This window comes from Anabaena sp. 90, assembly GCF_000312705.1.
Classification (GTDB): Bacteria; Cyanobacteriota; Cyanobacteriia; order Cyanobacteriales; family Nostocaceae; genus Dolichospermum; species Dolichospermum lemmermannii.
This window is the reverse complement of the sequence record NC_019427.1, coordinates 3,496,932-3,509,596: the sequence shown is the minus strand read 5'-3', so window position 1 is coordinate 3,509,596 and position 12,665 is coordinate 3,496,932. Positions and strand designations below refer to the sequence as shown.

General features: G+C 38.6%; 14 protein-coding genes. 4 read left to right on the top strand and 10 right to left on the bottom strand.

Annotated features, from left to right (window positions below; all coding sequences use genetic code 11):
• Positions 1 to 71: 71 nt before the first annotated feature.
• The 5 genes from ANA_RS15225 to ANA_RS15205 all read right to left on the bottom strand — a co-directional run bounded on the left by ANA_RS15225 (position 72) and on the right by ANA_RS15205 (position 5,129).
• Positions 72 to 602, bottom strand: a complete 531-nt coding sequence (locus tag ANA_RS15225; protein ID WP_015080935.1) for a COP23 domain-containing protein — start codon at positions 600 to 602, stop codon at positions 72 to 74.
• 117 nt (positions 603 to 719) lie between these two features.
• Complete coding sequence (locus ANA_RS15220; protein ID WP_015080934.1) at positions 720 to 1,445, bottom strand: S1C family serine protease; 726 nt, start codon at positions 1,443 to 1,445, stop codon at positions 720 to 722.
• Between the two features lie 719 nt (positions 1,446 to 2,164).
• Complete coding sequence (locus tag ANA_RS15215; protein WP_015080933.1) at positions 2,165 to 3,892, bottom strand: succinate dehydrogenase/fumarate reductase flavoprotein subunit; 1,728 nt, start codon at positions 3,890 to 3,892, stop codon at positions 2,165 to 2,167.
• Positions 3,893 to 3,963: 71 nt separating this feature from the next.
• Entirely contained in the window at positions 3,964 to 4,281 is a 318-nt protein-coding gene (locus ANA_RS15210) for a hypothetical protein (RefSeq protein WP_015080932.1), read from the bottom strand.
• A gap of 572 nt (positions 4,282 to 4,853) precedes the next feature.
• Complete coding sequence (locus ANA_RS15205) at positions 4,854 to 5,129, bottom strand: helix-turn-helix domain-containing protein (RefSeq protein WP_015080931.1); 276 nt, start codon at positions 5,127 to 5,129, stop codon at positions 4,854 to 4,856.
• Positions 5,130 to 5,434: 305 nt separating this feature from the next.
• Between ANA_RS15205 and ANA_RS15200 the strand changes: the two genes are divergently transcribed.
• A complete protein-coding gene (locus ANA_RS15200) occupies positions 5,435 to 6,412 on the top strand; it encodes a carbohydrate kinase family protein (protein ID WP_015080930.1) in 978 nt (325 codons plus the stop codon).
• A 245-nt stretch (positions 6,413 to 6,657) separates the two neighbouring features.
• Positions 6,658 to 6,807, top strand: coding sequence for a hypothetical protein (locus ANA_RS15195; RefSeq protein WP_015080929.1), 150 nt, complete (start codon positions 6,658 to 6,660; stop codon positions 6,805 to 6,807).
• Positions 6,808 to 6,957: 150 nt separating this feature from the next.
• On the opposite strand, the gene ANA_RS15190 is transcribed toward ANA_RS15195, so the two are convergent.
• Positions 6,958 to 7,638: a tetratricopeptide repeat protein gene (locus ANA_RS15190; RefSeq protein WP_015080928.1), complete on the bottom strand. Its 681-nt coding sequence runs from the start codon at positions 7,636 to 7,638 to the stop codon at positions 6,958 to 6,960.
• Positions 7,639 to 7,896: 258 nt separating this feature from the next.
• Here ANA_RS15190 and ANA_RS15185 point away from each other — a divergent pair, with 258 nt between their 5' ends.
• Both ANA_RS15185 and ANA_RS15180 read left to right on the top strand, forming a co-directional pair.
• The gene (locus tag ANA_RS15185; protein ID WP_015080927.1) at positions 7,897 to 8,223 is read left to right on the top strand and encodes a YbjQ family protein; all 327 of its coding nucleotides are present in this window, start codon (positions 7,897 to 7,899) and stop codon (positions 8,221 to 8,223) included.
• A 236-nt stretch (positions 8,224 to 8,459) separates the two neighbouring features.
• Entirely contained in the window at positions 8,460 to 9,095 is a 636-nt protein-coding gene (locus tag ANA_RS15180; RefSeq protein ID WP_015080926.1) for a hypothetical protein, read from the top strand.
• 8 nt (positions 9,096 to 9,103) lie between these two features.
• On the opposite strand, the gene ANA_RS15175 is transcribed toward ANA_RS15180, so the two are convergent.
• From ANA_RS15175 to ANA_RS15160, 4 genes are all read right to left on the bottom strand, one after another.
• Complete coding sequence (locus ANA_RS15175) at positions 9,104 to 9,652, bottom strand: carbonic anhydrase (RefSeq protein WP_015080925.1); 549 nt, start codon at positions 9,650 to 9,652, stop codon at positions 9,104 to 9,106.
• 6 nt (positions 9,653 to 9,658) lie between these two features.
• Positions 9,659 to 11,347, bottom strand: coding sequence for a SulP family inorganic anion transporter (locus tag ANA_RS15170; protein ID WP_015080924.1), 1,689 nt, complete (start codon positions 11,345 to 11,347; stop codon positions 9,659 to 9,661).
• 242 nt (positions 11,348 to 11,589) lie between these two features.
• The gene (locus tag ANA_RS15165) at positions 11,590 to 11,850 is read right to left on the bottom strand and encodes a hypothetical protein (RefSeq protein ID WP_015080923.1); all 261 of its coding nucleotides are present in this window, start codon (positions 11,848 to 11,850) and stop codon (positions 11,590 to 11,592) included.
• Positions 11,851 to 11,985: 135 nt separating this feature from the next.
• The gene (locus ANA_RS15160; protein WP_015080922.1) at positions 11,986 to 12,633 is read right to left on the bottom strand and encodes a Uma2 family endonuclease; all 648 of its coding nucleotides are present in this window, start codon (positions 12,631 to 12,633) and stop codon (positions 11,986 to 11,988) included.
• Positions 12,634 to 12,665 lie beyond the last annotated feature (32 nt).

The following is a 12,665-nucleotide window of genomic DNA, read 5'->3' as shown; positions in this document are numbered from 1 at the left end:
TCTTGATAACTTCCTTAAATTAGTTGGGTTTCACTTCGTTCTACCCAACCTACAATTTTTGAGAATCTTCTTTATTGCATTTTATTCGCTGGTGGTGTATTGAGGAATTGGCGAATATCAATGTAAAATTTATCTTCTCCAGAACTTTGTGCAATAGGTACTGTCGTAGCACTGCCAAACCAGAGTTTGTTTAACTGTTTGAGAACATCCCTAGACTTGTCCTGAGGTCGCAATGTAAATAATACAGTATCACAACCACCATCAATTGAACTCACAGAACAAATTACTTTGCTCCCATTTTGAACACCATTGGTAACGTAATTAAGACTGCCGTTATTAAAAGCTGTTTGGAAGTTCTGAGAAACTATTTTACAACGTTGTTGTGGTTTAACTCCTCCTAAAACAGATGTCCAAGTCACCATTGCTTTTTGGAAATTTGGTGTCCAAAGAAAAGTGGTAGGAACAGACTTTCCATTTTCGGAGTAACGACTTGTAGAACAGATAAAGCGAATTTGATTATTAGCGTCTTCTTGAGCAAAAACAGGAGTAGATGCTAATGTAGTGGTTAAGAACAGTGTGGTTAATAATGTTAATTTCATCATTTCTTAAATCTCCTAATTTGGGAAAGGGACATTTAATTTCTGTGGGGTGGGCATCCTGCCTGTTCAGATAGACAAACTAGCTAGAAGCCTATACCAATCTAAATTCTCAACAGACTATTAGCGCCGTAAACGGGAAATATTTCCCTGACGAATTGCCGTTAAGAAAGGTTGTATTTTATTTACCAGGATGGCAATACTAATACCACTATTGCTGCCATTTCTATCAAGTTGAATAGCAGTATTTACGCCAATAACTTGGGCTTGGGAATTGAGAAGTGGACCACCAGAATTACCGGGATTAATTCTAGCATCATGTTTAATTATACCATCTTGCTCGTCAATATTGCTCAAAACACCGGCAGTAAAATTATTTAGATTGCCATAGCCAAAGGGACTACCAATAGCATATACAGACTGTCCCACTTGGGCTGATTTTGCTAAAGATAATGTGGGTAAATTCTTCTGGTTACGAATTTTAATGGCTGCTAAATCTACTCCATTTTTAGCAAAGCCAATCACGTTAGCAGGAAGTCGTTTCCCGTCTTCTAAAACTACAGTAACGGTTGCGGGTGCATCTTGCAAAACGTGAGCATTGGTAATAATTAACCCGTCAGAACTAACAATAAAGCCACTGCCGCTTGATTTACCTGTGTTGATATAAACTACGGCTGGACTGGCTTTTTGATTCACTCGAATGCGCGTTTGTTCCTCCGAGTTTTGGGCTATGACAGGGTTGGAATGATGATTTGGTTGGGGAAATGCCAAGCCATTTGGTGATGCTAGAGCCTGTATGGATAAAACAGCAAGCCCTGTAACTGCTATCAGATATGGTTTTCTGTTCATTGGTGAACTTGGTATAGACTAAGGTAGCTATGACATTGTATTTAGAAGATTATCTAGGATAATTGACAAAATTCAACTGTTGTTACCATTTTTGTAACAGCCTCTTTGATGATGATTGAGAATTGATTATAACAAAACCCTTGCGGGACAAGGGTTCTGAACAATTATCTCTATATTTTCAATGAAATGCCCACACAATAAGAGGTTGTTTGAAAAGTATTAGATGAAACCAACAATCTCCGAAACCTAACCCCCCTTCCCCCCTTCCCTACAAGGGAATGGGGGTTTCAAAGCCTCTCCCCGCGTCGGGGAGAGGTTTGGAGAGGGGTTTATTGATACATTAAAAACTTTTCAAACATCCTCTAAGAGGTTGTTTGAAAAGTTTTAGGTTGTGATTTTAGGCACTTACAGATCCCCCCTAACCCCCCTTAGCAAGGGGGGAACTAGAGTCAAAGTCCCCCTTTTTAAGGGGGATTTAGGGGGATCTGAAAATATTTGATACACCATGAGGGACTTTTCAAACATCCTCTAAGGCCGCCATTGATTTTGAACCAGGTTTTCCATAAAAAGAACCGAATAACCGCATATTTTAGAAAATTAAATATTACAGCGGTTTCCGCTCTTATGAGGTACAAAGTTGAATCATGAAACTCTTGTAGTGCGGGCATCTTGCCCGCTGGATATGTACCTCATAACACCGGAAAGTGCTGTATCTTTAATTAATATTTTCGCTCTTTTGGTGCAAACATTGTGATTGTCACGGGACGATATTGAATGTCAATTCCTGTGGGTGAATAATAAGCCATTGTGTGTTGTAAAAACTTATTATCGTCCCTTTCGGCAAAGTCTTCTCTAAAGTGTGCGCCGCGACTTTCTTGACGGTTGAGGGCAGAAGTTAAAATTGTTTGTCCAACTACCATTAAACTTTGCAATTCTAAGGCTTCAACTAATTCTGTATTCCAGCTTTTTCCTTTGTCATCTAAATATATTTGTGAATATTTTTGTTGTAGTTGGGCGATTTTTTCCAATCCCTGACGCATGACTTCGTCGGTGCGGAAAACGCCACAATTTTCAGTCATATTATCTTGAAAAGCTTGACGGATTTGATTAATTCTGTACTGTCCTGGTTGGTCTATTAAGAGTTGTATTTGTTGTTTGGCTTCGTTGATGTAGCGTGTTTCATCTATGGATGGTAATTGCCGATTTTGGACATAATTAGCGATCGCTGCTCCAGTCCTTTTACCATAAACTACACATTCTAATAAGGAGTTACTACCGAGACGATTTGCACCGTGAACCGACACGCAAGCAGTTTCCCCAGCCGCAAAAAAGCCTTCGACAAAACTATCATTATTACTTCTAACTTGTCCGTCAGTGTTGACAGGAATACCACCCATACAATAATGATTGGTAGGACGCACAGGCATAGGTTGAGTGACAGCATCTACACCAAGCAAACGATGGGCTTCTTCCCAGCAAAAGGGAACACGACTCATGATTTTTTCCTTACCTAAATGGCGTAAATCCAGATAGACAAAGGGACCACCCGCGCTACCATCAGTATTTACACCACGACCAGCCCGGATTTCATAGGTAATTGCCCGTGAGGTAATATCACGAGGGGCTAATTCCATGCGACTGGGGGCATAATTGGACATAAAGCGATCGCCATCGGCATTAATTAAATATGCCCCTTCACCGCGCACAGCCTCGGAAATCAGCACGCCCACAGGATACAAACCGGTAGGATGAAATTGGACAAACTCCATATCTGCCAAAGGCAAACCAGCCAAAGCGGTCATTGCCAAACCGTCACCAGTGGAAGCATAATCATTAGAAGTCGTGTTATAAACGCGACCATAGCCCCCGGTGGCAAACATCACAGCCTTTGCTCGTAATACCTCAATATGTCCATCCAAGAGGTGAAACATCACCACACCCTTAGCCTGACCATCCTCCAAAATCAGGCGCATTACATACCATTCTTCGTAAATTTGCACACCATAACGGCGCAAATTATTCACCAACTCATGTAAAATTGCATGACCGGTTTTATCAGCCGCATAACAAGTGCGGTTGTGAGAATGACCACCAAAAGCCCGTTGAGCAATGCGACCATCAGGTAAACGAGAAAATAACACCCCCAGATGTTCTAAATCAATCACCACATCTGGGGCTTCTTGGGTCAAAATTGCGACTGCATCTTGATCTGCCAAATAATCAGAACCCTTAACAGTATCAAAAGCGTGAGCTTCCCAAGAATCGGTATCATCCACATTCTTTAAAGATGCCGCCATTCCACCTTGAGCAGCCACTGAATGAGAGCGAATCGGGTGAGTTTTAGCAACTACCGCTACCTTCAAACTAGGGTCAGTCCTGGCGATTTCCAGCGCAGCCCGACATCCAGCTAAACCGCCACCAACAATAATTACATCATGTTCGAGCATTATTAACCACCAATTATAAAAAAATTCCCCATCTACAAGACAGGGTAATAGAGAAATTGATAAAATTCCTTTTAGCTAGTTGCTTGGACTGGGTTTTGTTGGGGAATATTATTTGAGATTGATTCTGTCTTTGTTTTTGGCTCTACAGCATTGAGTTCAATATTATTTAATAAAGTCGTCACAAAGGCAAAAAGTAAAAAAGGTAGAGATAAGAGAACAACAAGACCTACTGTAGCTAAAGCGTATACTGGTCTTTTTGCACCCATCAGTGCTAAAGCTGAAGCCAAGCTAATGGTAATCGTAATTAACCAAATAATAATTTGACCGTAAATATCACCAAAAGTTAAGGTACAGACAAAGCGATAGTTTTGAATATTATTTTTGTTCATTTTAAAACTGGCCTCAATTTTGTCCTCTAGCTTCTACCTTAAATCTATGTTTGCCTCCAGAACAATTTCTCAATATTTTTCCAAGGTTTGTAATATTACTTTACAAAAAACTAATTTTTCAGTCACATCTTCTGCAAAATTGTCAATCTACATATTTGATCATATTTGCAGGATAATTGATTTACGCCTCTAAATACCTGTGTTTTTATCTTATTAAAGATGCAGAGTAGTACACAACAGCGTAAATCAACCACCCATCCTCTCAATCAGCAATCTACAAAATAGCAAAAAAGCTAGATTAATTAGCTGCTTGACTCAATACCTTAGTCAAATTACGAGGGTGAGATGATAATGCTTTAACCATGAACTCCCGTTCCTCGCTCTTGCTTGGCAAAAACAATCACCCCTAAAAATTCCTTAAAGGTTTCCGACAAGGATTTTTTAAATGTATTGACGGTAGGATAAGGGTTTTAGATTCTAAACTACCTTTTCATCGAAACGCTTATATATGATTATTTTTGCCGTTTTTGCCAAAAATTATCAAGGCTCTTATTTTGGCAATAGTATTGTGACTAAGACATACTTTCATCATTCCTCAGCAAAAGCGAACAGCAATTAACATTATCTAAACAGACTTTACCCCATTGTAAAGCCCAACGCACCAAAGCCACACGGTTATCAGTTTTTGTCTTGGTGAGAATATTACTGATGTGGTTATCAACTGTCCGTTTACTAATTTCCAGTTTGACCGCAATTTCTTGGTTAGTTAAGCCTGTGGCCACTAAGTCGATGATTTGCAGTTCTCTGTCTGACAGACTAACACGGGTCCCAGGCTCACTAGTAGCCATGACTTACTATTTCTCCCTTAGTATATGTACTCAAATCTTATTCCTCATTCTAGAAGATTCTTTCCGAGGTAGATAGTTTTAAATGTTACTAATAATACTAATATCAAGATTTTCTTTTAATTTTAGGTTTGTAGTCACAGATGCTACAGATCAAAGGTATTTACTTTAACTTTACACGTAATTTATCTGCGTTTATCTGCGTTTATCTGCGTTAAATAATTCTGGAAACCTGATGATCTGGAGCTTCATTTTCAATTAGTGTCAAACTAAATTTAGATCATGCCCCATCGAAAATCAAAAATGCAATGAGTAATCCCTCTATTTTATGTCTTGGTGAAGTCTTGTTTGATTGTTTAGCTGATCAATTGGGACTTGAGTTAGATGCAGTGAAATCATGGACTCCCTACCCCGGAGGAGCGCCTGCTAATGTGGCTTGTGCTTTGGTGAAGTTGGGGACATCAGCCGGATTTATTGGTGCTGTGGGTGAGGATGAAGCAGGGAATACACTGGTAAAATTATTAGAAGATGTTGGTGTAGATACAATGGGTGTACAACGTCATTCTACAGCACCAACTAGACAAGTATACGTGGTTAGGGATTTGGGGGGCGATCGCACTTTTGCAGGTTTTGGTAAATATGATACTTCCGAATTTGCTGATACCCGTCTAGAATCTGCAAAATTGCCACCTGCGCTTTTTAATGAAGCTGATTTTTTGGTAGTGGGAACTTTAGAACTAGCCTATCCTGACAGTGAAAAAGCTGTTTTGCGGGCTTTAGACTTAGCAGAACAATATGACCTAAAAATTATTCTCGATGTCAATTGGCGACCAGTATTTTGGCAAGATGAAAATACAGCTAAGAGCAAAATTCTGGCATTATTAAAGCGATTTGATTTTCTCAAACTAACCAAAGAGGAAGCTCATTGGCTATTTGATACTACTGATCCAGGAGCAATTACTTATAGACTCAATTCCTTGGAAGGGGTTTTGGTCACAGATGGTGAAAATGGTTGTGCCTATTGTTTAGGGGAAAATGAAGGTAAAATCCCGGCGTTTTCCATGTCTGTAGTGGATACCACTGGTGCAGGAGATAGTTTCTTGGCTGGGTTTATTCATCAATTACAACAAGTTGGGATTCACAGCCTTAAAGACGGAGATACAGCAAACAGGATTGTCACCTATGCCAGTGCTGTGGGAGCATTAACTACTATTAAACCAGGTGCGATCGCATCCCAACCCACTGCGGCGGAAGTTGAGGCTTTTCTTGCTTCCCATAGACTTTAAATAGTAGCACATTCAACGGGAATATCAGCTAAAATTGCTTGATATTCCCGGTTGGAAACCGGACGAGAATCATCATCCCATCAACTAAAAAAGTTATAACAATCTAGATTATAAATTATTGCAAAGTTATCTCAAAAAACATTGTGTTTAATATAGATATATGAAGAATATGAGCAGTTAGATAATAATAGTATTAAGGTGCAGATATGACCAATTAAAAGACTTAAAAAAGGGGCTATAGTATTATGACTATCTCCAAAATGTTTATTGATATGGCTCAGTTTATTTCTGAAGCCTTCATGCGGATTTTCACCCCTGCTAATGATGCCTATCCTGTGACTGGGGTACAGCCTTTTACAGGTAGTATATATAAAAAAGGTAAAGCAGTTTGGTAAGTATTGACTTGAGAAAAGTCATACCATTTCTTTGGGTGGCATTCCCAAGATTTTAACAAGGAACTGGCAAATAACGAGTTCTAGATTTGGTGAATAAAAAGATCCCCGACTTCTTGAAGAAGTCGGGGATCTGAATCCTATGAGGTGCTTTTAACCGCCTATTTCTTGCAGCATTGTTTGTATTCTGGCAGCGCCTTCTGGATCATTTCCCCGCTGATATAAATCTAATGCTTTCCTGAGAACTTTATTTGCTTGTGGAGTTTGCCGTTTTTGTTTGAACATAGAACCAATTAACTCATAGGTGCGGGGATTATTTTTATCTAAATTAACTGCTTGTTCATAAGCCCACAGGGCTGATTGATAATCACCTAAGCTAGTTTGAGCAACTCCTAATCCTAAATAGGCGTTGACATTATTGCGATTTAACTGGATAGCCCGACGGTAAGCTTCTTTTGCACCTTTGTTATCTCTCGTACTGCTTTTAAGATAACCCACAGCATAGTAAAAATCACTATTATTAGGATTAATGGCAATAGCTCGACGATAAGCATCTAAGGCTGAGGTAAAATTGCCTTGTTGAGTATATAAGTAGCCAATACCAGCATGAATTCTCTCATTTTTGGGATCTAATTTTGCTGCTTGTTGATAAACAGCGATCGCTCCATTATAATCTTTAGAATCTACCAGTCTTTTCCCCTCATCTATCAAGTTTTTTAACTCTGGATTATTCGCCTGTGTCACTAAGACATCAGCTTTCGCTACTACAGGTGTACTAATAAATAAACATCCTAATAATAAAGTAGTTAACAGAAGTGATGTTTTTTTGTACATAGTAAATTTTCCTAAATTCTCTTAAACCGTTTTTATTCCTACATTAAAACAAAAATATTAATCTTTGTAATCTGTATTTATTCACATTTATACAATATTAATAATTTCTTAAATCACTTGATACCTTCGGAATTATAGCAATAAATTAATCTTTTCGCCAATCGGTACTGATAAATTACACAAAATTACAGGTATAATGAAGTATTAACGGATATTTATCCCTAAATTTGGCCATAATTACCTATTTTACCTAAATTTATGCTTTTAACTACTACTGATGTTATTCAAGGTGCTGTAATTCACTCATACTTAGGTATTGTCACAGCCGAAGTTGTTTATGGTAGCAACTTCCTGCGGGATTTTTTAGCGAGTATTCGAGATATTGTCGGTGGCCGCACTGGCAGCTATGAGCGTCTCTTTGAAGAAGGACAACGGAAAGCAATGGAAGAATTAGAACAAAGAGCGCAACGTTTAGGCGCAGATGCGGTTGTCGGCATTGCCGTTGATACAGGCACAATTAATGTTGATCAATCTGGTGTTTTATTAGTCATTACAGCCACAGGAACAGCCGTAAAAATTCGTTAATATTTTCCTGATTTTGTAATTTTCAAACAATTACTCATTCAGCCAATTTATAACTAAAGAAATAGCAAATAACTCTTGCTATTGATAGAGATTGAGAATTATAATTAGCGATTTAATTTTAAACATGGGGATAAAAAAGACGTAAGCAGAAAAGAATTCAAAACCAGGGATTTTTTTCTGTAAAAATATCCAATCTGTGAGTAACTTTGCTGTAATAGCAAGAGAGAAAAATAGCTATGGCATACATAAATCGGGTAGGCGAGGAAATTAATTCTTCCGAGTCTTTGTTAGCTGGTAGAGTAACTGAATATCGGGACAGAGTGCGCTGGGGTCCAATAGTTTCCGGTGTGTTAGTGGCTTTAGCAACTCAATTAGTCTTGAGTTCATTTTTTAGCGCCCTTGGTGCGGGGAGAATTGCTGATTCTTTAAACCCAAGAACAATTGCTCCTACTATTATTAGTAATGTCGGAATTTGGTCAACAATTGCTTTATTACTATCTCTATTTATCGGTGCTTGGATAACGACTCGTGCTTGTGGACCAATGCACAGAGATACAGCCATACTCAACGGGGCAATTCTCTGGGCAACAACTCTAGCACTTAGCTCTTTTCTCTTAGCAAATGGAGTCTGGGGGGCTTTTGGTGTAGTGGCTTATAATACAGCACAAGTTATTAATCAACTACAGCAACAAGGAAATGTTATAGCACCGAATGTACCGATATTAACTGCTGAACAAACTCGTGATGTTGCTGCTGCAACTTCGAGAACTTTGTGGTTTTATGTTTTTGGTTCTTTATTAGGTTTACTTACTTCTTTATTGGGAGCAGTTGCAGGGGCGCGAACTCCTCGAATTAATAATTACAATTCTTGATTTAAAAATTACAATTTCGGGAAAATTTGTGGAAATTCTCCTTGATTGAGAGTTGCAAAATACATTTCAATTTCAATATCAGAATAGCGACTGCGAATTGATGAATACGCTTGATTTAAATAATCTGTATGTACTTGCAACTCTCGTTCTGGATCTTTACTTAAATTAGCATCAATCATCATTGCATAAGCCCCACAATCTTGATGATCAATAATAATAACTTTGTTGATATGATGGAGTTTGTAGGAGATATCTAACTGATCCCAAAATGCTTCAGCATCAGATGGGTGGGGGAATCCTGTTAAAGCTAATGAAGCACCTGCTAAAGCTGTTAAATCATACTTATCAGTTAAATTTTTATTCCTTAAAAAAGACTGTTCTGCTGTTAAAAACCGAAAGTCAATACAACTGAGAACTAACGCTTTTGTTTGATGAACTTCGGCCTTAGCTGATTGCGCTGATTGCAGGACAGTAAAGGCTATTACTCCCGGAAGGAAAGATTTCAGAAAATGACGACGACTAGAACAACAAAGACACTGATTGATATTTTTATTCATATTTGATTAGTCATTTAATTCCAGCAATTCTTTTGATTTTAAATCAGTTGCGCCCGGTTGCAAACATCCGACAATCTGGGGAGAAATAGAACAAATAGCATCTGTGGTTGTTTCAAAACAATTTGATAAACCAATAGTTTCTAATAATCCTGAACGTTCTAGCAGTTGTTTAACTTCCGGTTGTAAACCTGTGAGAATTAAACGGCAATTATGGCGTTCTAAGTCGTGGTAAATATCCTCTAACGCTACTAACCCAGTGGTATCCATATTTGGCACAAACCGCAACCGCAGAATTAAGTATTTTACCTCTGGTTCATCTCGAATAAAGGTAGCAAATCTCTCCGCAGCCCCAAAAAATACCGGACCATCTACTCGATAAACAGCAATTTCTTTCCCTAATTCTAGCGAAGTTCCGGGGGGGAATACTTCGGTTTCGGGAATCTTCACCAAACTCAAATCACTCATGCGTTTGATGAACAAAGCGCCGGCAGCAATTAATCCTACCTCGACAGCGAGAACTAAGTCAAACAAGATTGTTACCAACCAAGTCAGAATCATCACCGCAAAGTCAGAATAGGTAGCCCGCATTAATAAACCAATGGCTTCCCATTCAATCATTCGCACACTAACTACCATCAGGATTCCCGCTAATGCCGCTAGGGGAATCTGTGCCGCTAGGGGTGCTAAAGTTAGCACAATCATGGCTAATGCAGCACCGTGAATTACTCCAGATAGTCGGGTTTTTCCACCAGAACGGACATTCACAGCAGTTCGCGCAATTGCCCCCGTGGCAGGAATACCAGCAAAAAATGGGACAATGATATTTGCTAACCCTTGACCAATTAATTCGCGATCACTATTATGTTTCTCACTGACCGTCATCCCATCAGCCACAACCGCTGATAATAAAGATTCAATACTTCCCAATGCTGCCAAAGCCAAAGCTGGATTAATTAGTTCTCGAATGACACTAAAATCATTCCAATGGGGAATCCCTTGGGGCATGGGTAAAGATTGGGGAATCGCCCCAATTGTGGGAATATTCAGATGGAAATAAGTAGCTATTCCCGTCGCTAACACCAACCCCACTAAAGAACCGGGTATGGTATTATTAATCTTCGGCCACAAAACTGTAGTGACAATTACCACAATTGCCAGTCCCACTGCTGCCCAATTTAAAGCTTCTACATGAGTTAAACTTTGCCAAACTCCCGGCAAAAAATGTTCACTCCGGGGTAGTTTTAAACCAAAGAAATTATTTAATTGACCACAAAAAATAATAACAGCAATCCCATTAGTAAAACCTGCTGTCACTGGGTAGGGAATAAACTTCACTAGCTGTCCGAGTTTGGCCACACCCAAAGCAATTTGGATCATACCAGCCATTACTCCAGCAATCCAAACTTTCTCAATCCCGTATTTAGCCACAATTCCCACCAAAACCACGGCCATTGCCCCCGTTGGTCCGGTAATCTGGACTGGAGAACCGCCAAAAATGGCCGCCACAATTCCCGCAACAATAGCAGTATAGAGTCCCGCTTTTGGTTCGACTCCACTGGCTACAGCAAAAGCTAAAGCCAAAGGCAATGCTACTACTGCTGCTGTTAATCCTCCCGTCAAATCGCCACGGAAACTACTCAACCAGGAACCTAGACGCGAAAGCTTTGATTCTTGCAGGGTATCAGAGATTGCCATATTGTTATTTCAACTCTTATACAAAATTAGTTGATACACGCAGTAATAGTTATTTACTTGTTAGTAAGGTTTAATTTTGCTCTCTAAAACATCGCTGTCTACCAAACACGCGATTTCTTATGGTATTTATTACAAGATAGTTCTTCCTTATCGAAACCATTATAGCAAATTTTAAATCAATTGTCAACCCCCAATACTTTATATTGGCGTTGAACAGTGAAAAGATTACTGCAAGACACAACTTACCACTTCAAAAACGCTTCCTCAATCCCTTTCTCTCTTCTAATTTTGGCATCAATCTCAAACCAGGTAATAATTTGCTTTGTCGTCAATTCCTCAATAGAAACATCATATTCCTGAGCAATGTGTTGTAAAATCCGCAAAGAGGAAATTGTCAATCTACTTAAAAACTTTTCAGGAGAAGATAACAAAGCCGCGTCAACTTGAGCGGATTCTTCTGAAGATAAAAATTGAGTTGATGATTGATTAGGTGAGATATCCATAAAAATTCAAAATTCTGTTTAATTGCCTTTCTACCATTAAATCATATTATTGTCACCCCTGAGCAATAAAAGCAGAGCAATAAGTAACTCAACCTTAAAAAACATAATACCCAGATTCCCGATTTCTTAATTTAATCAGGAAATTTGTGTTTTTAACCAACTCCGAAAATTCTTAATCATTGACATTTCACCCACTTGTAAACTAGAAGCTAAAAACTGAGGGATTTCTGTATTTAAAGGTAAATTCGCAAAGGTTGGTGAACTATTGCAAGGAATATATTTATCCTCAGATAAACTATAAATTTGCATCACAGGTTCATCATAACGCCAAACTTCAGGAACACCTAAAGCTAAATAAATCGGTAATTTATCAATAGAAGAACTAGCATAATCAACTTCTATTACTAAATCAGGTGGGGGATCTTGAGTTAAATCTAAACTGGTTTTATTTCTCATGATTGGTTCATTTTGAATATAGAAACTGGAATCAGGTTCTACACCTCTAGCTAAATCTTCTCTTTTGCAAGTTAATGAACCAGTGCTTTTGACATTGAGATTTAACTCTTCAACTAAAACAATAATTAGATTTTGTAACAAACGGTTATTATGTTCATGGGGCATTAATGGAGTCATAATTTCTAAGATTCCCTGATTATAAGTAAATCTGTTATAGCGATCATCACCTGTTTCTAATAAAATTCGTTCAAATGTCTGCCAAGAAATATGATGGAGAATGACGCTATTGGTGTGAGTGTCGCTGTGAGTAGGTGCTAGAGTTACCATAAAAATTCACCTCGCAGTTTTAATTATTCTAT

What these genes read in the sequence shown, in the direction of transcription:
- ANA_RS15225 (WP_015080935.1), bottom strand. Translation starts at nt 602, where the DNA reads ATGATGAAATTAACATTATTAACCACACTGTTCTTAACCACTACATTA.
- ANA_RS15220 (WP_015080934.1), bottom strand. Translation starts at nt 1,445, where the DNA reads ATGAACAGAAAACCATATCTGATAGCAGTTACAGGGCTTGCTGTTTTA.
- ANA_RS15215 (WP_015080933.1), bottom strand. Translation starts at nt 3,892, where the DNA reads ATGCTCGAACATGATGTAATTATTGTTGGTGGCGGTTTAGCTGGATGT.
- ANA_RS15210 (WP_015080932.1), bottom strand. Translation starts at nt 4,281, where the DNA reads ATGAACAAAAATAATATTCAAAACTATCGCTTTGTCTGTACCTTAACT.
- ANA_RS15205 (WP_015080931.1), bottom strand. Translation starts at nt 5,129, where the DNA reads ATGGCTACTAGTGAGCCTGGGACCCGTGTTAGTCTGTCAGACAGAGAA.
- ANA_RS15200 (WP_015080930.1), top strand. Translation starts at nt 5,435, where the DNA reads ATGAGTAATCCCTCTATTTTATGTCTTGGTGAAGTCTTGTTTGATTGT.
- ANA_RS15195 (WP_015080929.1), top strand. Translation starts at nt 6,658, where the DNA reads ATGACTATCTCCAAAATGTTTATTGATATGGCTCAGTTTATTTCTGAA.
- ANA_RS15190 (WP_015080928.1), bottom strand. Translation starts at nt 7,638, where the DNA reads ATGTACAAAAAAACATCACTTCTGTTAACTACTTTATTATTAGGATGT.
- ANA_RS15185 (WP_015080927.1), top strand. Translation starts at nt 7,897, where the DNA reads ATGCTTTTAACTACTACTGATGTTATTCAAGGTGCTGTAATTCACTCA.
- ANA_RS15180 (WP_015080926.1), top strand. Translation starts at nt 8,460, where the DNA reads ATGGCATACATAAATCGGGTAGGCGAGGAAATTAATTCTTCCGAGTCT.
- ANA_RS15175 (WP_015080925.1), bottom strand. Translation starts at nt 9,652, where the DNA reads ATGAATAAAAATATCAATCAGTGTCTTTGTTGTTCTAGTCGTCGTCAT.
- ANA_RS15170 (WP_015080924.1), bottom strand. Translation starts at nt 11,347, where the DNA reads ATGGCAATCTCTGATACCCTGCAAGAATCAAAGCTTTCGCGTCTAGGT.
- ANA_RS15165 (WP_015080923.1), bottom strand. Translation starts at nt 11,850, where the DNA reads ATGGATATCTCACCTAATCAATCATCAACTCAATTTTTATCTTCAGAA.
- ANA_RS15160 (WP_015080922.1), bottom strand. Translation starts at nt 12,633, where the DNA reads ATGGTAACTCTAGCACCTACTCACAGCGACACTCACACCAATAGCGTC.